This is a genomic window from Pantoea sp. NSTU24, from assembly GCF_050157905.1.
In the GTDB taxonomy this organism is placed as follows: domain Bacteria; phylum Pseudomonadota; class Gammaproteobacteria; order Enterobacterales; family Enterobacteriaceae; genus Pantoea.
This window is the reverse complement of the sequence record NZ_JBKIWZ010000001.1, coordinates 3,558,114-3,578,802: the sequence shown is the minus strand read 5'-3', so window position 1 is coordinate 3,578,802 and position 20,689 is coordinate 3,558,114. Positions and strand designations below refer to the sequence as shown.

At 56.8% G+C, this 20,689-nt stretch carries 17 protein-coding genes and 1 pseudogene; 8 read left to right on the top strand and 10 right to left on the bottom strand.

Annotation, left to right across the window (positions count from 1 at the left end):
- Positions 1 to 44 precede the first annotated feature (44 nt).
- Positions 45 to 1,286 carry a peptide antibiotic transporter SbmA gene (gene sbmA / locus ACLHDD_RS16965; protein ID WP_427104989.1) on the top strand — a complete coding sequence of 414 codons (1,242 nt, stop codon included), beginning with the start codon at positions 45 to 47 and terminating at the stop codon, positions 1,284 to 1,286.
- Positions 1,287 to 1,638: 352 nt separating this feature from the next.
- Here the strand turns inward: sbmA and ACLHDD_RS16960 are convergent, their stop codons facing one another.
- Both ACLHDD_RS16960 and ACLHDD_RS16955 read right to left on the bottom strand, forming a co-directional pair.
- A complete protein-coding gene (locus ACLHDD_RS16960; RefSeq protein WP_003855705.1) occupies positions 1,639 to 1,848 on the bottom strand; it encodes a DUF1471 domain-containing protein in 210 nt (69 codons plus the stop codon).
- Between the two features lie 212 nt (positions 1,849 to 2,060).
- Positions 2,061 to 3,248, bottom strand: a complete 1,188-nt coding sequence (locus ACLHDD_RS16955; protein WP_427104988.1) for an MFS transporter — start codon at positions 3,246 to 3,248, stop codon at positions 2,061 to 2,063.
- A 104-nt stretch (positions 3,249 to 3,352) separates the two neighbouring features.
- On the opposite strand from ACLHDD_RS16955, the gene ACLHDD_RS16950 reads away from it, so the two are divergent.
- Positions 3,353 to 4,318: a cupin domain-containing protein gene (locus ACLHDD_RS16950; RefSeq protein ID WP_427104987.1), complete on the top strand. Its 966-nt coding sequence runs from the start codon at positions 3,353 to 3,355 to the stop codon at positions 4,316 to 4,318.
- A 15-nt stretch (positions 4,319 to 4,333) separates the two neighbouring features.
- Here ACLHDD_RS16950 and ACLHDD_RS16945 read toward each other — a convergent pair whose 3' ends face one another.
- From ACLHDD_RS16945 to murQ, 3 genes are all read right to left on the bottom strand, one after another.
- Positions 4,334 to 5,878 carry a methyl-accepting chemotaxis protein gene (locus ACLHDD_RS16945; protein WP_427104986.1) on the bottom strand — a complete coding sequence of 515 codons (1,545 nt, stop codon included), beginning with the start codon at positions 5,876 to 5,878 and terminating at the stop codon, positions 4,334 to 4,336.
- Positions 5,879 to 6,104: 226 nt separating this feature from the next.
- Entirely contained in the window at positions 6,105 to 7,559 is a 1,455-nt protein-coding gene (murP, locus tag ACLHDD_RS16940; RefSeq protein ID WP_427104985.1) for a PTS N-acetylmuramic acid transporter subunit IIBC, read from the bottom strand.
- On the bottom strand, positions 7,559 to 8,470 hold the full coding sequence (gene murQ / locus ACLHDD_RS16935; protein ID WP_427104984.1) for an N-acetylmuramic acid 6-phosphate etherase: 912 nt from the start codon (positions 8,468 to 8,470) through the stop codon (positions 7,559 to 7,561). Before murQ ends, murP begins: the two co-directional genes overlap by 1 nt.
- A 400-nt stretch (positions 8,471 to 8,870) precedes the next feature.
- Between murQ and ACLHDD_RS16930 the strand changes: the two genes are divergently transcribed.
- Entirely contained in the window at positions 8,871 to 9,575 is a 705-nt protein-coding gene (locus tag ACLHDD_RS16930) for a hypothetical protein (RefSeq protein WP_427104983.1), read from the top strand.
- The gene (locus tag ACLHDD_RS16925; protein ID WP_427104982.1) at positions 9,572 to 9,994 is read left to right on the top strand and encodes a hypothetical protein; all 423 of its coding nucleotides are present in this window, start codon (positions 9,572 to 9,574) and stop codon (positions 9,992 to 9,994) included. The genes ACLHDD_RS16930 and ACLHDD_RS16925 overlap by 4 nt, the downstream gene beginning before the upstream one ends.
- Positions 9,995 to 10,092: 98 nt before the next feature.
- Here the strand turns inward: ACLHDD_RS16925 and gltP are convergent, their stop codons facing one another.
- Complete coding sequence (gene gltP / locus ACLHDD_RS16920) at positions 10,093 to 11,394, bottom strand: glutamate/aspartate:proton symporter GltP (RefSeq protein WP_427104981.1); 1,302 nt, start codon at positions 11,392 to 11,394, stop codon at positions 10,093 to 10,095.
- A 584-nt stretch (positions 11,395 to 11,978) separates the two neighbouring features.
- Between gltP and acs the strand changes: the two are divergent.
- The 3 genes and pseudogenes from acs to ACLHDD_RS16905 all read left to right on the top strand — a co-directional run bounded on the left by acs (position 11,979) and on the right by ACLHDD_RS16905 (position 16,055).
- Positions 11,979 to 13,933, top strand: a pseudogene (acs, locus tag ACLHDD_RS16915) (acetate--CoA ligase).
- Between the two features lie 140 nt (positions 13,934 to 14,073).
- On the top strand, positions 14,074 to 14,403 hold the full coding sequence (locus ACLHDD_RS16910; protein WP_111140226.1) for a DUF485 domain-containing protein: 330 nt from the start codon (positions 14,074 to 14,076) through the stop codon (positions 14,401 to 14,403).
- Complete coding sequence (locus ACLHDD_RS16905; RefSeq protein ID WP_427104980.1) at positions 14,400 to 16,055, top strand: cation acetate symporter; 1,656 nt, start codon at positions 14,400 to 14,402, stop codon at positions 16,053 to 16,055. The genes ACLHDD_RS16910 and ACLHDD_RS16905 overlap by 4 nt, the downstream gene beginning before the upstream one ends.
- Positions 16,056 to 16,121: 66 nt before the next feature.
- Here ACLHDD_RS16905 and ACLHDD_RS16900 read toward each other — a convergent pair whose 3' ends face one another.
- The 3 genes from ACLHDD_RS16900 to ACLHDD_RS16890 form a co-directional block, all read right to left on the bottom strand.
- A complete protein-coding gene (locus tag ACLHDD_RS16900; RefSeq protein ID WP_427104979.1) occupies positions 16,122 to 16,667 on the bottom strand; it encodes a YfaZ family outer membrane protein in 546 nt (181 codons plus the stop codon).
- Positions 16,668 to 16,800: 133 nt separating this feature from the next.
- Entirely contained in the window at positions 16,801 to 17,496 is a 696-nt protein-coding gene (locus tag ACLHDD_RS16895) for an LrgB family protein (RefSeq protein ID WP_427104978.1), read from the bottom strand.
- On the bottom strand, positions 17,489 to 17,914 hold the full coding sequence (locus ACLHDD_RS16890; RefSeq protein WP_427104977.1) for a CidA/LrgA family protein: 426 nt from the start codon (positions 17,912 to 17,914) through the stop codon (positions 17,489 to 17,491). The genes ACLHDD_RS16895 and ACLHDD_RS16890 overlap by 8 nt, the downstream gene beginning before the upstream one ends.
- Positions 17,915 to 18,018: 104 nt before the next feature.
- Between ACLHDD_RS16890 and ACLHDD_RS16885 the strand changes: the two genes are divergently transcribed.
- Complete coding sequence (locus ACLHDD_RS16885) at positions 18,019 to 18,921, top strand: LysR family transcriptional regulator (protein ID WP_427104976.1); 903 nt, start codon at positions 18,019 to 18,021, stop codon at positions 18,919 to 18,921.
- 42 nt (positions 18,922 to 18,963) lie between these two features.
- Here ACLHDD_RS16885 and ACLHDD_RS16880 read toward each other — a convergent pair whose 3' ends face one another.
- Entirely contained in the window at positions 18,964 to 20,613 is a 1,650-nt protein-coding gene (locus ACLHDD_RS16880; protein WP_427104975.1) for a Na+/H+ antiporter, read from the bottom strand.
- Positions 20,614 to 20,689 lie beyond the last annotated feature (76 nt).

Below are 20,689 nucleotides of genomic sequence, written 5' to 3'. Positions count from 1 at the left end.
GGTTAAAAACGTTATAACAGGCAACACACAACAGCGGAGTGCCTATGTTTAAATCTTTTTTTCCGCGGCCAGCGCTGTTTTTCAGCTCTGCGGCTGTCTGGAGCTTACTGGCGATTTTTGCCTGGTTTGGTTTTGCCAGCGATTTGCCGGGTATCTGGCCCACATTTGAAGCCGCGATCAAAGCGCCGCTGCCCACCACGGCCGCACGTTTTATCGCCGCCAGCCAGCTCTGGTTCTATCTCTATTACTGGATCATGGTCACGCTATTCGCCGTGGCCTGGCGGATTATCGATTCCCACCCGTGGCAGCGCTGGTCAGTGTGGGGTTCCGCGCTGATTATCTTTGTCACCTGGTTTGGTGTGCAGGTGGGTGTCGCGATTAACGCCTGGTATGGTCCGTTCTACGATTTAATTCAGAAGGCGCTGACCAAAGCGGGATCGGTGGAGATTGCGGCGTTTTACCGTGAAATTTTCGCCTTTCTTGGCATCGCATTAATTGCGGTGGTCATTGGCGTACTCAACTCCTTCTTTATCAGTCACTGGGTTTTCCGCTGGCGTAGCGCCATGAACAGCTACTACATGCACAACTGGCAGCGTCTGCGTCATGTGGAAGGGGCCGCGCAGCGTGTGCAGGAAGACACCATGCGGTTTGCGACCACGCTGGAAAACTGGGGTGTCAGTTTTATCCAGGCGATTATGACGCTGGTAGCATTTTTACCGGTGCTGGTGGCGCTTTCTCATCACGTTAAAGATATTCCGGTTCTGGGCAACATTCCTTATGCGCTGGTGATTGCGGCGGTGCTCTGGTCAGTGTTTGGCACCGGGTTGCTGGCGCTGGTCGGGATCAAGCTGCCGGGACTGGAGTTCCGCAATCAGCGAGTGGAAGCAGCTTATCGTAAAGAGCTGGTCTACGGCGAAGATCATGCCGATCGTGCCAGGCCGCAGACGGTACAGGAGCTGTTCAGTCAGGTACGGGTAAATTATTTCCGCCTCTACTTCCACTACCTCTATTTCAACATTACCCGCATTCTCTATCTGCAGGTTGATAACATATTTGGCCTGTTCCTGCTGTTCCCGTCGATTGTGGCCGGCACCATCACGCTGGGCCTGCTCAACCAGATCATCAACGTGTTTGATCAGGTTCGCGGCGCGTTCCAGTATCTGATCACATCCTGGTCGACGCTGATTGAACTGATGTCGATCTACAAGCGTCTGCGCAGCTTTGAGCAGATCCTGGATGATGTACCGCATGATGAGATGATGCGCGAAGTCTCGAAAGAGGTGTAGCCACGGAAAGAAGATGGCCGGGTCGCTGTCTGTTGTGCCCCGTCCTGATGCAGGACAGTTTCAATGCCGATCATTCCGGCAGAAAAACCGCGATATTCAGGCCCGCGAAAGCGGGCTTTTTTGTTGCCAGCGGCCAGGAGCACGGTCGTTGTCTGCCCTGAGCTTACCGGCTGCAGCTGATAATCTTTTGCACCGGGTGTAAAAGAGGCAGGAAAAAGAAGAAATAAATGACAATGCCGGATGAATGAATGACGGGCCATTCACCTGCGCATCAGGTGCGTGAAGAGAGATCTACAGAAACGCAGCCAGGACGCCCGGAGGCGTCCTGTCAGCATAGCGGGTTAAGCGCAACTTATTTCAGCAGCTCAGCGGTCATGTGAACGCCGTTGTTGGTGTAAGCTTCGGTAATTTTATATGAAGCACCAGCATCCTGAGCCTGGGCAGCGATTTTCGCTTCTGCACCGTCCAGTGTAGAGTCGACGGCGGTCACAGATTGTGCAAAGCTGGCGAATGGCAGAACAGAGAGCGCGATAACAGCTGCAAAAGTTTTGATAGATTTCATGGTTAATTCCTCGGTTGATTTTTATCAGGTAAGGCGTACTGCCTTGTTGAAAGATATATTAGCCCCGAAGAAGGTCAGTAAAAAGCGGAGTGATTTGCTTAACTCATTCAGTAAAATTGAACGTTAAAAGCACATTTCGCACAGTTTTCGCTCAAAAGGTTAATAATCCAGACGCAATAAAAAAGGCAGCATATCACGCTGCCTCTTTGCAATTAGCCGTGGTGTCTGACCCGGCTGAAGATGGTCAGCGCGGCCAGCAGCATCAGCACCCCGCTGGCGACAAAAACGCCGCCCGCACCGCGCAGGTCGAACATCCAGCCGCCCGCTGCCGCTCCCACGGTAATCGCCAGCTGAATAGTGGCGACCAGCAACCCGCCGCCCGATTCCGCATCATCCGGCACCGCACGCGAAATCCAGGTTGACCAGCCGGTCGGCATCGAACCAAACGCCATTCCCCAGATCGCCACGCCCGCGCCGACCATCCAGCCGACACCGCCAGACGTGACCAGCAGCAGCGCAGTGACACTCATCAGCAGCGCCATCCCGCTCAGCGTCAGCGACACGCTGCGGGTGACCAGGAAACCGGCCAGCGAGGTGCCAAAGAAATTCGCCACGCCAAAGGCCAGCAGCGCCAGCGACAGCTGATTGAGGCTGAACTGCGCAACCCCTTCAAGGAAGGGACGCAGATAGGTAAAGAAGGCGAAGTGACCGGTAAACATCATGATGACCGCCAGCATACCCCAGCGCATGACGCCTGTCCGAAGCAGCGCCAGCACCCCGCCGTTACGATCTTTATTTTCTGCAGGCATGTCGGGCAGCGTAAAGAACTGCCACAGCAGCGCCACGCTGCCCAGGCCGGCGGTCAGCATAAAGATGTTGCGCCAGCCCACCAGCCCGCCCAGATAGCTGCCCAGCGGCGTGGCGATAATCGTCGCCAGCGAGATACCGCTAAAAACAATCGAAAGCGCACGTGGCACCTGGTCGGTGGGCACCAGACGCATGGTGATGGCGGTAGAGAGCGTCCAGAATCCCCCGATGGCCATCCCCAGCAGCACGCGCGCCAGCAGGATTACCGTCAGGTCAGCCGCAAAGGCCACCATCAGCGCCGAGGCGATCAGCAGCAGCGAGAAGGCCAGCATCACGATGCGGCGATCGATACGCCGTGTGACGCTGCCGGTGACCAGGCTGGTAAACAGTGCCACCAGCGCAGTGACGGTCACTGTCTGTCCCGCCTGCCCTTCTGAGACGCCCAGGCTCTGGGCCATCGGCGTCAGCAGGCTGACGGGTAAAAATTCGGCGGTAATCAGGCTGAACACCCCAAACGCCATAGCAAAGACCGCGCCCCACGCGGGACGGGCGGGCGAGGAAACCTCATCAGCCACGTCGGTTGTCAGACTCATGCTGCTTCTCCGGAAGATAAAAAAGTGAGTGTGAGCATAGAGTGTCGCATCAGGACGATCTATGATGCTTACACCTTCATTTTTGATAATTCGTCTGGAATGCTATGAGCCACTATGGAGATCTGACCAGCGAGCTGCTGATGGGCATGCGCCTGTATGGCGTCAACTACCAGCGTATCGCGGTAAGTGCGCCGTTCGGGCTGCATTACGACTCTGCGCCAGGCCGGGCGCAGTTTCACTTTGTCGGACGCGGCTCGCTGCTGGTGCGCAGTGCCTCCGGCGAACTGATTCAGCTCAACAGTGGCGATGCGCTGCTGGTGCCGCACGGTAAGCCGCACAGCCTGATTTCAGGCGAAGAGGCCGCCTGCCAGTGTATTAAAAACATGGCGAGCAAGCCGCTCTGCGACAGCGTATGCACCATCGCCGCGCCGGAAGGTGCCTGCGATGACGAGCACAGCGTGCTGCTGTTCAGCGCCTGCATGGCGTTTGAGCTGGGCGGAATGCAGCCGCTAATAAACACCATGCCGGATGTGATGCTGGTGAGCACTCTGCTGTCGCAGTATCCGGAAATACAGCCGATTCTGGCGGCGATGGAGCGGGAGTCCCGCACCCGTCAGGCCGGATTCGCCGGTATTCTGTCGCGTCTGGCCGATGTCGTCGCCGCCCTGATCGTGCGCGGCTGGGTGGAGAACGGTTGCGGAGAGTCCAGCGGGCTGGTGCAGGCGATGCGCGATCCCCGGCTCAGCCAGGCGATAGCCGCCATGCATCGCGATCCGGGTGAAAACTGGACGGTTGCGCGACTGGCCAGCGTGGCGGGCTGTTCGCGCTCGGTGTTTGCCGGACGGTTTCTCAATGCCACCGGCATGACGCCGTTACGTTATCTGACGGAATTGCGGATGCGGCTGGCGGTCCAGCGAATTGTGAACCAGGGTGAAGCCATGGAGGCCGTCGCGTTTCATCTCGGCTACGGCTCCATTGCGGCGTTCAGCCGCGCCTTTAAGCGGATTGTCGGCCAGTCACCAGGGGCGCTGCGGGCCGGACGCGAAGGCCCGCAGGCGCTGGCGTCTTAACCCGGCAGCTTAAGGTTACCGGAAGACGCTGATCGCCTCCACCAGACGGTTAGCCTGATGCGTCATACGATCGGACGCCTCGGCGCTTTCGGTGACGCGGGCGGCGTTCTGATGAGTAATGTCATCCAGATCTTCCACCGCGGTGCTGACCTCGCTGAGCGCCGTCGCCTGTTCCGCTGTCGCGGCGCTGATCTGGGCGATCAGCGCGGTCACGTTCTGCACCTGCGAGACAATGTCCTGCATCGTCACGCCCGCCGCACTGGCGTGATCATTGCCCGACTGAACGCGGCTGGCGCTGGTTTCCACCAGCGTTTTAATTTCGCTGGCGGCTTTGGCGCTGCGCTGCGCAAGGCTGCGTACTTCTCCCGCCACGACAGCAAAACCTTTGCCCTGCTCGCCTGCGCGCGCTGCCTCCACGGCGGCGTTTAGCGCCAGAATATTGGTCTGGAAAGCAATACCGTCGATCACGCTGGTAATATTGGCGATCCGCTTTGAACTGTCGGCAATTTCGCCCATGATGCCCATCATCTCATGCATTACGTTACCGCCTTTAATGGCCGCGTTACTGGTGTCAGCTGAGAGCAGATTCACTTCGCTGGCCGTTTCGGTATTGCTCTTTACCGTGGCGGTCATTTCATTCATGGTGGCGGCCGTCTGCTGCACATTGGCGGCGGCCTGCTCGGTCCGGCGACTCAGCTCGCTGTTGCTGCGGGCGATGGCGTCGCTGGCGCTTAACACAGTAATCGCCTGGCCGCTGACATCATCCACCAGCCAGCGGAACATCAGGCCGAGCTGACCGATTGCCCGCAACGTGACACCAATCTCGTCCACCCGATCCATCTGTTCGACTTTGTGATTCGCCCCGGTCGCGACGCCTAGCGCCTGCTGGCACATCCGTTCGACGGGGCGAGAAATCTGCTGCTCCAGCCACAGGCTGCTGAGCAGAAGCAGGCCCGCCATGCCCGCGCTGAACCCGGCCAGCGCCGCGGGCGTCATCCCCAGTGCCCAGACGCCAGCGATGGAGAGTGGCAGCAGCATCAGCAGGGTGCTGCGGATTCGCCAGCGCAGGGGCAGCGTCTTCAGAATGGAGAAGGGACGACGCCAGCCGCTGCGGATCAACAGGCCTTTGTGAAAACACCGCCCTCTGACACGTCCCTCGCGGAAATCCTGATAGAGCGCTTCGCTCTGCCGCACCTCTTCTGCCGTCGGTTTGGTTCGCACCGACATATAGCCCTGTACTTTGCCGTTACGTACTACCGGGATGGCGTTTGCTCTTACCCAGTAGTGATCGCCGTTCTTACGGCGGTTTTTGACCAGCGCCGTCCAGGGTTCGCCCTGCTTCAGCGTGGCCCACATGTCAGCAAAGGCTTCTGGCGGCATATCGGGATGACGAACAATGTTATGCGGCTGGCCATTAATCTCGTCGGCAGTAAATCCACTCACCTCAATAAAGGCATCATTCGCATAGGTGATATGGCTGTTGAGATCGGTGGTCGACATCAGGGTCGCATGATCGTCGAACAGATACTCATGCTGGGAGACAGGTTGATTGTTACGCATTACGGGTCCTTAAAAACCCGGCTTTTGCACGCGATAGCCGGAGAGCCTGCGTGTAAACGGCGGGCTGAGAGATAACGATTACCATTTTTTATGTTTTCGGCATCATTTGGGGCTCTCTTTAGTGTATTTGTTAAATTTCTGCCGCGAAAAAAGCCACTCTGCAGCGGCTTTCACATTTTTGCCGATATGTTATCTGTTAGCCCGGCTGGAGGATTCGGGCCGTCCGTCAGCGCAGATCGACTCCCCTGGTGCCAAACCACCAGGTCAGCAGAAATCCGCCTGTCCACGCTACGATCAGTCCGGCCAGGTAAACCGCCATACCGGCGAAGATCCCCTGGCCGGAGGTCATCAGCGGCAGCGTGACCAGCCCGGACGGCCCGAAGACGGTGTTCATTCCCACCGGCAGGCCCAGCCACGCCACCAGACCGATGAAGAAACCGCCCAGCGCCCCGCCGCCACAGGCAGTGATAAAGGGTTTGAGGCGCGGCAGCGTCACCCCATAAATCAGCGGTTCACCCACGCCGAGCAGACCCGGCACAATCGCCCCTTTAATCTGCGCCCGCAGCAGCGCGCCCTTTTCGGCTTTGCACCACAGGGCCAGCGAGGCGCCGACCTGCCCTGCGCCAGCCATCGCCAGAATCGGGAACAGTGAGTTAAAGCCCTGCGTCTCCATCAGCGCAAAGTAGACCGGAATAAAGCCCTGATGGATACCGAACATCACCGCGATCAGGAACAGCCCGGCCAGCACTGCACAGCCAAAGGGATTGTTGTTGAGATGGATAAACAGCCACGACATCCCTTTAAACAGTTCGCCGCCCAGCGGCATGATCAGCAGATAAGTGATGGCCCCTGTGATCAGCAGGGTAAACAGCGAGGTAAGGATCATATCGAGGTTGTCAGGAATGATCCTGCGCAACTGTCTCTCAATGCCTGCACCGATTATCGCCGCTATCAGCACGCCGATAATGTTGCCGCGCGGGTCAATCGCCAGGCCGAAAAAGCTCTCCATACCGCTGTAGTAGCCGGTTGTTGCGGTCGGTACATAACCAAGCACAAACAGCGAGGCGATAATGGCACCGTTGACGCCACTGCCGCCAAACGCTTTCTGTGCATTGTAGCCAATCAGGATACTGAGAAAGGTGAACAGCCCTTTGCCAAAGACTTTCATGTAGGCCACGGTGTGCAGCAGCCAGGGCGCATGGTCGCCGGGCGCATTGAGGTGGAGACTTTGTTCAATCAGCGTGGCAAAACCCAGCAGCAGCCCGGCACCAATAAAGCCGGGGATCAGCGGCGTAAAGATGGTCGCAAAGCGCGACAGAAACTGATGTACACCGCCGGTCTGTTTTGCCTTCAGTTGCTGTTTTTTCTGTGCCGCCAGCTGGCTGAGTGCCATTGTGCCATCCTGTGGTAGCCGGGCAGTATCATCCTGTACCAGCAGACGCTGCATCCCTTCAGCGGCGGTCTGCGCTTTACCGGGGCCGACAACGATCTGTACCTGGGCATCGCTGTCGATAACGCCCAGCACGCCGGGCAGGCTCTTTAACCGCTTCACATCCGCCTGTTCCGGCTGATTGAGTGTGAGCCGGAGCCGTGTCATGCAGTGACCACAGGCCATGATATTCTGCGCGCCGCCGACCGCCTGCAGGATCTCACGCAACAGTGCTTCGGTGATGCTGGCCATCAGCGTGCCCCCGCCGCCTGCAGCGCCTGGCGGATAAAGCCCTGGTGCTGGCTCAGCAGCGTTTTCGCAGTATCGGCGTCCAGCCCGGCCAGCACCATCAGGATGGCGGTTTTGCAGTGACCGCCGCAGGCAGAGAGCGCGGCGCGGGCGGTGGTGTCATCGCAGTCCGTCGCCTGCATGACGATGTTAACCTGCCGCTGTACCAGTTTCTGGTTGGTCGCCTCCACATCCACCATCAGGTTGCCATACACTTTGCCGCTGCGGATCATCGATCCGGTGGTGAGCATATTGAGCACCAGTTTCTGCGCCGTGCCTGCTTTCATACGTGAAGAGCCGGTGACCACTTCCGGGCCGACCACCGGCGTTAGCGCAATCGCGGCAACCTGTGACATCGCGCTGCCCGGATTGCAGGTGAGCGCCACGGTCGTTGCGCCAATTTCGTTCGCGTATGCCAGCGCCCCCAGTACATAAGGGGTACGGCCGCTGGCGGCGATCCCCACCAGCACATCGTGGCGGCTAAAATGAATCGCTTGCAGATCCTGCGCGCCCTGCTCCGGGTTATCCTCGGCATTTTCGACCGCCTGCAGGATGGCGGTGTGGCCGCCCGCAATCAGACCGACCACCTGCTCGCGCGGAGTGCCAAAGGTGGGCGGGCATTCGCTGGCATCCAGTATGCCCAGTCGTCCGGAGGTGCCCGCACCGGCGTAGATCAGTCGTCCCCCGGCCTGAAACGCCGCGCAGATGGCGTCAACGGCTTCCGCGATCTGCGGCACAATCGCCTCAACCGCCAGCGCCACTTTTTTGTCTTCGTCATTAATGACGCGCAGCATCGCTTCTGTAGAGAGTTCATCAATGTTCTGGCTGGCCGGGTTGCGGCCTTCGGTGATCATCTGGCTGAGATCAAGTTTCATGGCGGGCTCCGCTAAGGAATAAATTATTCAATCAAAAAACCATCATAACGAATGATTAATTCACTGGGTGAGATCTTTTTTTAATGGGTGTGGAGTAAGTCATGTTGTGGATCAAGGCGGGTGGCTTTAACCCCCTGCAAAGTGAATGGTCTTTAAGGCTCTGCAACCCGGTATTACAACAGGTGCCAAAGGCGCTTTACTCTTCGGGTGAACTTTTCCTTTTTGAAATTTTTTAGTGCTGTCTGAGTTGAGCTTGCCGTTTCAGAAAAAAGCGTGAAGACCAGATAAACAGAGTAAAGGAGAAGAGGCGTGTCAGTGTGCAGTCTGACGCGGCCTGAAAGGGTAATGATGAAAATAAGGACATAGTCACTCTACACAGGACGAAACAGGAATATTCGGTATGAGTAAGCGAAAGGAGATTATCGATGGCAGAGATGCCAGCTCAGCGAAGTTCGGACTGGTTTACACGGAAGTGCTCGGTTGGGTGGACCTGGGACACGCTCAGGGGACAGATATTCGGGCGCTTTTGAGATTAATGGCTCAGGGTGAATCATCAGGTAAAGAATTTTATGATGTCAGATATTCACAGGGCATGACATCACCCTTTGGATTACTCCGCTCAGGTAAGATGATGACCTGGCGAATCCGGCGCGGGCGGCCTTATTGGGAGCAGAAAAGTATTGCCCTGGCGATGATGATGGACATGGCTCACAGGTTCGAGGCATTTCAGGGCTCATTTCCCAACAACCTGATGACTGACAGCGGTTTTAGTGGTGAAGATTTGGTTTCAGACCTATTGGGCTTTTACCGCGCAGTATTGGTTCAGAACGCCTTCGGGATGCTCCGCCCGGTAAGTAAAGAAGAAGCACTGAAACGCTGGGACTATTACGGTAAAATTGGCAACTGGAAGAATAAGACGTTTCAGCCTCTGCTCTTTCCCGACCCGGAAAGATTTCCGCACTTACGACTCCACAAAGGTTCATTACCGCAGTTCATGCGGACGGTCTTTCCCTATAATGATTTTCTTTCCGGAAACGTTATCCTGCCGAAGCATAATAAGACTTTTGTGGTAGTTGGTACCCGCAACGCCAGGAAGGAATTATGAGGAAAACAGTCTTCGTTCTGACGGGTATCGCTTTTATCGCGGCTCTTGCACGAGAACCTGGCTGGCCATATTTGAGAATGGCGTTTGCCAGCAGCGCCTGTTATACCGAACATGATAAGCAGTCGTATGACTATTACACGCCTGAGCTGTTAAAAAAAACACCAAGAATATCAGAACACTATCATTTTGAATTTGGCAGAATAACAGGCACGGAGGCTGAAGTATTTACCGTAAAATTTTATGGTGTTGCCGAAACCCAGCGTATCAGGAATTACCTGAAATCACAGGGCTATGAATCCCAGACCTCCTGCGATGTTGAAGCCGAGTGCTGGGAAAGCCTGGCGTCTGACGATAAAGTCACGGTAGGAAACATTCATTCTCAAAAAGGCGTATTTGTGCAGATATATCGGCCTTTATAAATCGCAGAGTCTGCTTTCCCTGTTATGACTGGCCGCATTGCAGCCCGAAAAAAAAGGGCCCAACGTTCGTTGAGCCCTTTTTTGCGCAAAAACAGCGGTTAGCCTGCGGTCTGTGTCCGCAGCTGCAGCTCATACTGTTTTGCCTGTTCGGCGTCGAACTGGTTTTCCCAGCGGGCAATCACCAGCACCGCCAGCGCGTTACCAATCACGTTCAGCGCCGTACGCGCCATATCCATGATACGGTCAACACCTGCGATAAACGCCAGACCTTCCAGCGGAATGCCGACGCTGCCCAGCGTAGCCAGCAGCACCACGAACGAGACGCCCGGCACACCCGCGATCCCTTTTGAGGTCACCATCAGTGTCAGTACCAGCACGATTTCATCGGTCAGCGACAGGTCGATGCCATAGAGCTGCGCGATAAAGATCGCCGCGATACTCTGATAGAGTGTCGACCCATCCAGATTGAACGAATAACCGGTCGGCACCACAAAGCTGGTAATCGCTTTTGGCGCACCGTAGGCTTCCATCTTCTCCATGATACGCGGCAGCACGGTTTCTGAGCTGGACGTTGAATATGCGAGGATAAGCTCATCTTTGAGAATACGCATCAGCGTGGTGATTCGCAGTTTACAGAAGCGCGCAACCCCGCCCAGCACCACAAAGGCGAAGAAGAGGATCGCCGCGTAAACCAGCAGCACCAGCTTTGCCAGCGGCCACAGCGAGGCGAAGCCGAAGTTCGCAATGGTCACCGCAATCAGCGCAAATACCCCTACCGGCGCGTAACGCATGATCATGTGGGTCACTTTAAACATCGCTTCAGAAACGCCACGGAACAGATTCACCAGCGGATCGCGCTGCGCTGACGGCAGTGACGACAGGCCTAAGCCAAACAGCACCGAGAAAAAGATAATCGGCAGCATGTCGCCCTTCGCCATAGAGGCGAAGATGTTCTGCGGGATCAGCGACAGAATCGTGGTCACCAGGCTGTGCGGGCCACCCTGGACTTCTGCCGTTGTCGCTTCATATTTAGAGATGTCCACCGTTGCCAGCGTTGACATATCGATGCCGGTGCCGGGTTGAAATACATTGGCCAGCGTAATACCGACCACAATGGCAATGGTGGTGATCACTTCAAAGTAGAGAATCGTTTTGACGCCGATGCGTCCCAGCTTCTTTGCATCACCGACGCCAGCGATGCCGACAATCAGGGATGAAATCACAATCGGTACCACAATCATCTTGATAAGATGAATAAAGATATCGCCTGCAGGACTGAGAATGTTGGTGACTAACCATTCACGATTGTCTGGCTGATTATGCAACACAGCGCCGACGATGATGCCAAGCACCAGAGCTGTCAGAATCTGCCAGGCCAGGCTGATTTTAAAACCTTTCATAACGCGTAATTTCCTCAGTCAAAACCCGTTTTTCTCTACTGCGAAGGTGCAGAAGACAATACACACAGGGAGTGAGCAAAAAGCCCGGTAAATTAGAGGGTGTCTTGAAACAGCGCCCCGTATGAAAATCTGATGATTCTCATACCCATATTCAGACGCTGTCTGAGTTGATACCTGCAGAACAGGGGCGAGATAAGTACCATTTTCACTGTGGTAAATGCAACCCCTGGCGGATCCGATTAAAAGTTAGCCATCTGAGTAGCATAAAGTGCTGCCTGAAGTAAAAATCCCTAACCTGCTGTTATGAAAAGTAATACTTAGATGAATTTACGCATAGCTATGCAGGGTTGGTTAAAAACGCGGCCAACGCGTTTGCCTGCTTTTTATCCAGCTCACGCCCGTCTGACACCCTTTATTTATTCCCGCTCAACGCCAGAGCGTAAACCGAAATATCAGAATGGCTTCACACTTCCCGGCGAGCGGTTTATCCCGTGATCTGTGGCGCAAAAAAGAAACAAAGCTTATGGGCAGGCTTTAATTAACCATTGATTGACATATCATTAACATCTTCAAGGAGATCCGCCATGAGCCAAAATCACATTCATCCCGTTCCAGAGAACATTGCAGCAAACACCCTGATTACCGCAGATCAGTATCAGGCGATGTATCAGCAATCTGTCGACGATCCAGAAAGTTTCTGGGGGAACAGGGAAAAATCCTCGACTGGATTAAGCCCTATAGCAAAGTCAAAAATTGCTCGTTTGCACCCGGAAACATTGCTATTCGCTGGTACGAAGATGGCACGCTCAACCTGGCGGCAAACTGCCTTGACCGTCATCTCGCGACACGCGGCGATCACCCGGCCATTATCTGGGAAGGTGACGATGCCAGTGAAAGCAAGACTTTGACTTTCCGCCAGTTACATGCCGAAGTCTGTCGCTTTGCCAATGTGCTGGAGTTGCTGGAGGTGAAAAAAGGCGATGTCGTGGCGATCTACATGCCAATGGTACCCGAAGCCGCTGTGGCCATGCTGGCCTGTGCGCGTATCGGTGCCGTTCACTCTGTGATCTTTGGCGGCTTTTCACCTGAAGCGGTCGCCGGGCGGATTGTCGACTCCAGCGCGTCGCTGGTCATCACTGCCGACGAAGGGATCCGCGCCGGTCGCCCCATTCCACTGAAGAAAAATGTCGATGACGCCTTAAAGAATCCTCACGTGACCAGCGTGAAAAACGTGGTGGTATTTCAGCGCACCGGTAAAGACATCGGCTGGGTGGAAGGCCGCGATCGCTGGTGGCACGACCTGATGCAGGACGCCAGCACCAACCATTCCGCCGCCGAAGTCGGTGCGGAAGATCCGCTGTTTATCCTTTATACCTCAGGTTCTACCGGCAAGCCTAAAGGGGTGCTGCACACTACGGGTGGCTACCTGGTCTACGCCGCGACTACGTTTAAATTCGTCTTTGACTACCATCAGGATGATATCTACTGGTGTACTGCCGACGTCGGCTGGGTCACGGGTCACAGCTATCTGGTCTATGGACCGCTGGCCTGCGGGGCGACCACGCTGATGTTTGAAGGGGTGCCGAACTGGCCAGCGCCGAGCCGCATGGCGGAGGTAGTCGATAAGCATAAAGTCACCCTGCTCTACACCGCACCGACGGCTATCCGTGCGCTAATGGCGGAGGGCGATAAGGCGATTGAAGGCACCGACCGCAGTAGTCTGCGCATTATGGGGTCGGTCGGTGAGCCGATTAACCCGGAAGCCTGGGAGTGGTACTACAAAAAAATCGGTAACAGCCGCTGCCCGATTGTCGATACGTGGTGGCAGACCGAAACCGGCGGCTTCATGATCACGCCGCTGCCGGGGGCGACGGCGCTGAAAGCCGGTTCCGCTACCCGTCCTTTCTTTGGTGTTCAACCGGCGCTGGTGGACAACGAAGGTCAGCCGCAGGAAGGAGCCTGCGAAGGCAACCTGGTCATCACGGAGTCCTGGCCCGGTCAGGCGCGTACGCTGTATGGCGACCACGACCGCTTCGAGCAGACCTACTTCTCCACCTTTAAAAATGTCTACTTCAGTGGTGACGGTGCCCGTCGCGATGAAGATGGCTACTACTGGATCACCGGCCGCGTTGATGACGTGCTCAACGTCTCGGGTCACCGTCTTGGCACCGCCGAGATCGAATCGGCGCTGGTTTCACACCCGAAAATTGCCGAAGCCGCAGTAGTTGGCATCCCGCACAGCATCAAAGGCCAGGCGATTTATGCCTATATAACCCTGAACCACGGTGAAGAGCCGTCGCCGGAGCTGTACAGCGAAGTGCGGCAGTGGGTCCGCAAAGAGATCGGCCCCATCGCCACACCGGACGTGCTGCACTGGACTGACTCTCTGCCGAAAACCCGCTCGGGCAAAATCATGCGCCGCATTCTGCGCAAGATCGCCACCGGCGATACCAGTAATCTGGGTGATACCTCTACCCTTGCCGATCCTGGCGTGGTGGAAAAACTGCTTGAGGAGAAGCAGTCGATCAAAATGCCTTAAGCGCACACAATCCGGCGGGAAGATCGCTTCCCGCCACCCCCGCCCTACGCAGTCTGTTTCGCGAGTCACAACTATTAAAACCAGCTGAATCCGCGCCCTGACGCGAGGTTCTCGCCTGCAAGCCCTCTGGAGAAAATGTGATGAATGACGCCCTTTCAAATCAGGATGCCATCAATCAGCAGATTGAACGCAATCCCCGTTTTCATGAATTAGTCCGTAAACGTCAGGCGTTTGCCACGCTGCTGTCACTGATTATGCTGGTGCTGTATGTCGGCTTTATTCTGCTGATTGCGTTCGCACCCGGCTGGCTGGGTACGCCGCTGCACGCTGGCACCAGTGTCACGCGCGGTATACCGATTGGCGTCGGCCTGATTGTGATGTCGTTTGTGCTGACCGGCGTCTATGTCTGGCGCGCCAACGGTGAGTTTGACCGTTTAACCAAAGCCATTCTTAGCGAGGTGAAATCATGACCCGTCTCACCTTATGGCTGCTGGCCATGCTGCTGCCGTTTTCTGCCCTGGCAGCTGATGCGATTACCGGCGCCGTGCAGCGCCAGGCGACCAACTATCAGGCGATCATCATGTTTATGATTTTCGTCGGTGCCACGCTGGGGATTACTTACTGGGCCTCCCGGCGCACCCGATCGCGTAACGATTACTACACCGCAGGCGGCAATATCACCGGCTTTCAGAACGGCCTGGCGATGGCGGGTGACTTTATGTCCGCCGCCTCGTTCCTGGGCATTTCGGCGCTGGTATACACCTCCGGTTATGATGGTCTTATCTACTCGCTCGGCTTCCTGGTCGGCTGGCCAATGATTCTGTTTTTAATCGCCGAGCGGCTGCGCAACCTGGGTCGCTACACCTTTGCCGACGTCGCTTCCTACCGTCTGAAGCAGATGCCGATCCGTATTCTGTCGGCCTGCGGCTCGCTGGTGGTGGTGGCGCTCTACCTGATTGCGCAGATGGTCGGCGCCGGTAAACTCATCCAGCTGCTGTTTGGTCTTAACTACCATGTGGCGGTGGTGCTGGTCGGCATCCTGATGGTGATGTATGTGCTGTTTGGCGGCATGCTCGCCACCACCTGGGTGCAGATCATCAAGGCAGTGCTGCTGCTGTTTGGTGCCACCTTTATGGCGGTGATGGTGATGAAAGCGACCGGTTTCAGCTTCAATACACTGTTTACCGAGGCGATGGCAGTTCATCCCAAAGGCAGCGCCATTATGCAGCCGGGTGGGCTGGTGAAAGATCCTGTCTCGGCGCTGTCGCTGGGGCTGGGGCTGATGTTCGGTACGGCCGGATTGCCGCATATCCTGATGCGGTTCTTCACCGTGGCGGATGCCAAAGAGGCGCGTAAAAGTGTCTTCTGGGCCACCGGCTTTATGGGCTATTTCTACTTTCTCACCTTTATCATCGGCTTTGGCGCCATTCTGCTGGTCGGCGCGAATCCGATCTTTAAAGATGCCAGCGGTGCGCTGATTGGCGGCACCAATATGGCGGCAGTCCACCTGGCTAATGCCGTAGGGGGCAGCACCTTCCTGGGCTTTATCTCTGCGGTCGCCTTTGCCACGATCCTGGCGGTGGTGGCGGGCTTAACCCTGGCAGGCGCCTCGGCGGTGTCGCACGATCTCTATGCCAGCGTCTATCGCAAAGGCCAGGCCAGCGAGAAAGATGAGCTACGGGTCTCCAAAATCACTGTACTGGCGCTGGGCGTGGTTGCGATTGCACTGGGCATCCTGTTTGAGAAGCAGAACATCGCCTTTATGGTCGGGCTGGCTTTCTCAATTGCGGCCAGCTGTAACTTCCCGATCATTCTGCTGTCGATGTACTGGTCAAAACTCACGACGCGCGGTGCGATGGTGGGCGGCTGGCTCGGTCTGCTGACGGCGGTGATCCTGATGATCCTCGGTCCGACCGTGTGGGTGCAGGTACTGGGTCACGCATCGCCGATTTTCCCGTATGAGTATCCGGCGCTGTTTTCTATGGTCGTAGCCTTTATCGGCATCTGGATCTTCTCTATTACCGACCATACGCCGCAGGGCGCAGAGGAGCGTTCCCGCTTCCGGGCGCAGTTTATTCGTTCACAGACCGGCACCGGTATTCAGCAGGGCAAAGCGCACTGATTTTTCGGTGCAGCAAAAAAGGGCGGCTGATAACAGCCGCCCTTTTCTTTTCAGCATGCAACAGAATCAGAAACGCAGCGAGGCACCTACGTACGGGCCATCGACCAGCACGTTATCTTTACGTCCACCTTTGTTGTTCAGTTCGATGTACTGATAACCCACGCGCAGGTTCAGCAGGGAAACCGGCGTGAAGCTCAGGCCGCCAGCGGCTTCCTGATAGCTGTCGAGATGATCGGTGAGCGACTCCGGCGCGTAATAATATTCGCCATATACGCCCCACATGCTGTTGAAGCTGTAGTTCGCTGCTCCACCCAGCGCCACCGCAAATCCATCTTTTCCATCTTCAGGATGGGTGAAGATCGCTTTTGCGGTCGGCGCCAGACGCAGAGGCCCGAAGTCAACGTTGTAGCCCAGACCGGCGCCGTAGGTGCTGCCGTCGTGATCGCTACGCAGCCAGTTCCCCTTCAGAAACAGGCCTGGGGTGGTGGTGCCCAGACCCAGATTCAGATTGGTATTGTGCTCGCTGACATCCACACTGCCTTCAATCGCCTGAGCGGTACCGCTCAGTAAAACCAGCCCGAGGGCGCTCCCGGCAAAAAGTTGCTTAAACATGATTCCACTCCATGACAATTAATCCGGCCGCAAGGGTAACAGCCTGAAAGGGGGTGACAACAAAATAGCGAAAACTTTACGTAAAAAACCGTGTCCCTTTCTGCCCGTCGTCTCCCGTGCAACGCAGTGTAGACTATATTGTCCACATCAGGTGGCCAATCAGGGGTGCCATCACGACGGTAACCACACCCGACAGCATCATCACCAGGCTGGCGACGACGCCCTCCTGCTGCCCCAGCTGATACGCTCGTGCGGTTCCGGCTCCGTGCGAGGCCGCGCCGAATCCGGCACCTTTCGCGACGCCCTGTTTTATTGCGATTCGCAGAAACAGCACATCGCCCACTGCCATGCCAAACACACCCGTAATCACCACAAACAGCGCCACCAGATCGGGCTGACCGCCAATCGGTCCTGCCGCCGCCAGCGCAAAGGGCGTCGTAATAGAGCGCACGGCCAGACTGCGTTGAATCGACTCCGGCAACGTCAGCAGCCGCGCCAGCCAGACCGAACTGCAGACGGCGACCAGCGTGGCGGTGATCACGCCCGCGCTCAGCGACAGCCAGTGGCGTCTGATGATCGCCACGTTCTCATAGACCGGCACCGCAAAGGCCAGCGTGGCCGGGCCCAGCAGCCAGAGCAACCAGTGATTTTCGGCGATGTAATCCTGCCAGCTGATGTGCGTCAGCAGCAGCAGCGCCACCAGCACCAGTGGCGTCATTACCAGGGGCATCAGCAACAGCGTCCGCCAGCGACGGTAAAGCCGTTTATTCAGCGCATAAATCAGCAGCGTGACTGCCACGCACAGCAGGCTGAGCAGGAAATCACGCATGGGGCGCCTGCTTACGCGCAGCACGCGCCACTTCATACTGATAAAGACGATCCACCACCCAGGCCGTCGAGGCCAGCACCAGCAGCGTACTGACCCCTATGACCACGCAAATGCGCCAGCCATCCATCCGCAACAGATCGCCATAGTTCACTACAGCCACCACCGCCGGGATAAAGAACAGCAACATTTCCGCCAGCAGCCAGCGCGATCCCGCTTTGACCCAGTTCAGTGGCACAATTCGCGTCACGATTAACGCCAGCATCAGCAGCATTCCGACGATATTGGCAGGCAGCGGCAGATGGAGCCAGCTCACCAGCCGGTCGCAGGCCATATAGAGGCCGATATAGAACCCCAGCTGCAGCGGCAGGCTGAACCACTGCGCGGCACGGTAACTGCGTGAAACCGGCACTGACGCCATCTTTCTCTCTCCCCCGATTAAATTGACCGCACCAGTATAAATCGGCCACAGAGGGTGAAAAAAATGAATTAAAATTATCGCAATCATGCCTGAAAGGAATAGTGATGGATGTTCGTGCCCTGCGTTACTTTACTGAGGTAGTCCGCCAGCAGAGCTTTACCCGGGCGGCGCAAAAGCTGTTTGTCACTCAGCCAACTATCAGCAAAATGCTGCGTCAGCTGGAGGAGGAGCTGGGCTGTACGCTCATCCTGCGCGATGGCCGGCGTCTGCACCTGACCGACAGCGGCGAGGCGGTTTATCAGCGTGGTCTGGCGATCCTGCAGGAGTTTCATCAGCTGGAGGCGGAGATTGGTGACATCAATCAGCTCAAAACCGGCGAATTACGGCTCGGCATTCCGCCAATGGTCGGTATGCAGATAGCCGGTTCGATTTCCGCTTTTCGCCGCCGCTATCCCGGCGTGAAGCTGAAGATCTCTGAGTTTGGCGGCCTGACGGTACAGCAGGCAGTGCTGGCGGGCAGCCTCGATATTGCCCTGACCGCCCTGCCGGTAGACGCCGGGCTACCGCTGAATACTCTGCCGCTGATGCATCATCCGCTCTGTGTGCTGCTGCCGCGCCATCCCGAATGGCTCGACCGCCAGCAGATGAGCCTGACCGAACTCGCGCAGCATCCGCTGCTGATTTTCAATGAGGAGTTCTCGCTGAATCGTCAGCTGATGCAGGCCTTTCAGCGGCTTAGCCTGACCCCGACGGTGGCGGTGCGCAGCGGGCAGTGGGATTTTCTGGCGGCGATGGTGCAGGCCGGAATGGGGCTGGCGATTCTGCCGGAACCGATTTGTCAGCGCCTGGACAGGCAGTCTCTGCTGTGGCTGCCACTGGAATCGGAACTGAAGTGGAGTCTGGGATTAATCTGGCGGGAGGGCAGCTATCTGTCGCGCAGTGCGCAGGCGTGGATAGCCTGTTGTCGCGAGCACTGGCCGGACGAACCGCCGCGTCTGTCAGTGTGAAACGCTGGCACGCTGCATGAGCGCAGGCGTGCCAGCCTGGATTTACTCTTCTTTCTCGATCAGCAGAATTTCCAGCAGGTCCAGATCATGCAGTAACTTCTGCATGGTCTCGTTGGAGATCTGCTGAGTGGCACGCAGATGGTAGACCTCGGCGCGCTCGGCGCGCAGTCCGGTCAGACGGAAGCGACGCTCCAGGTTCTCTGCGTACAGCGCATGCTCCAGGTCATTCTTCCCTTCGGCGCGGCGACGCAGATTGCCGATCACGCGCAGGCTTACCTCTTTCAACAGCTCCGGATCGATATTCTCTTCCGACGTCTTTTCCAGCCGCTCTTCCATCTTGTGCAGGCTTTCAATCGCCGCCCCGGCCATGACCGCACGGGCGCTCTGCAGTTCGCGACGATGAGCGCCTTTGTCGATGCTGTCGATGCCGCGCAGCAGCACCGGCAGAATCACCACGCCCACCAGCAGCGAGAAGAGGATTACGCCAGTGGCGATGAAGACCAGCTCATAGCGCGCCGGGAAAGGATCGCCATTGCTCAGGAACAGGGGAATCGACAGCACACCTGCCAGGGTAATCGCACCGCGCACGCCAGCAAAGGAGGCGATCAGCAGTTCACGCAGTGAGTAGTTCGAAAACTCCAGCGGCTTTTTCTTCAGCAGGCGTGTACTGAATCGCTGCATAATCCACAGCCAGCCAAAACGCACCACCATCAGCGCCAGATAAACCAGCCCGATGTCGGCAAACAGCATCCAGAGTTCGACATTGGGATCGGCCTGCGCCTGGTCGACAGAGGTCTGCAGGATGTCCGGCAGCTGCAGGCCCAGCATCAGGAAGACCATGCCGTTAAACACGAACTCCAGCATCTGCCAGACGCTGTTAGCACGCAGCCGCATCGCCAGCGGCGCCTGACGGATGATGCCGGAACGGGTAATGGTCATCCCGGCCGCCACGGCCGCCAGAATGCCCGACACGCCCAGATGCTCGGCAATCAGGTAAGAGGCAAACGGCAGCAGCAGCAGCAGGACGGTCTGGGTAGCCGGATCGTCACCGCTCCAGCGGCTGAGCAGACGCAGCGATTTTCCGTAGAGCCAGCAGACCGCCACACCTGCCACCAGACCGCCGATGGCGACTTTCAGGAACTCGATGCTCGCGCCGCCCCAGGTAAATACCATCGTGCCCATCGCCACGGCGACGGCAAACTTTAAGGAAACCAGACCCGATGCGTCATTCATCAGGGCTTCACCCTGCACAATCGACATAATTTTCTTGGGAATGCGGCCTTCCCCGACGATACCGGAGAGCGCTACAGCATCGGTCGGCGACAGCACCGCGGCCAGCGCAAAGGCCGGGATCAGCGGAATGCCAGGCACCATCCAGTAGATCAGATAGCCGATACCAATCACGGTAATCAGCACCAGCGCCAGCGCTAAGCCGATGATCTCACGACCATGATGCAGAAACTCGCTAATCGGCGTCTTCCAGCCATCCGCGAACAGCAGCGGCGGGATGAACAGCACCAGAAACAGCTCCGGATCGAAGTCGACATGCAGACCAAACGTGGGCCAGGCCAGCAGCGCACCGGCAGCGATCTGAACCAGCGGCAACGGAATCTGAAAAGGGAGAATGCGGGCCGCGACGCCAGAGAGCGACACGACCAGCGTCATGATGAGAATAGTAAAAAAGATTTCCATGCTTTCCTTAGGCGTCGTTTCTTTCAGTCATTGGTTAAGCGCTAAAGTGTAAAACAAACTGCGGTGAAGGTTGTCA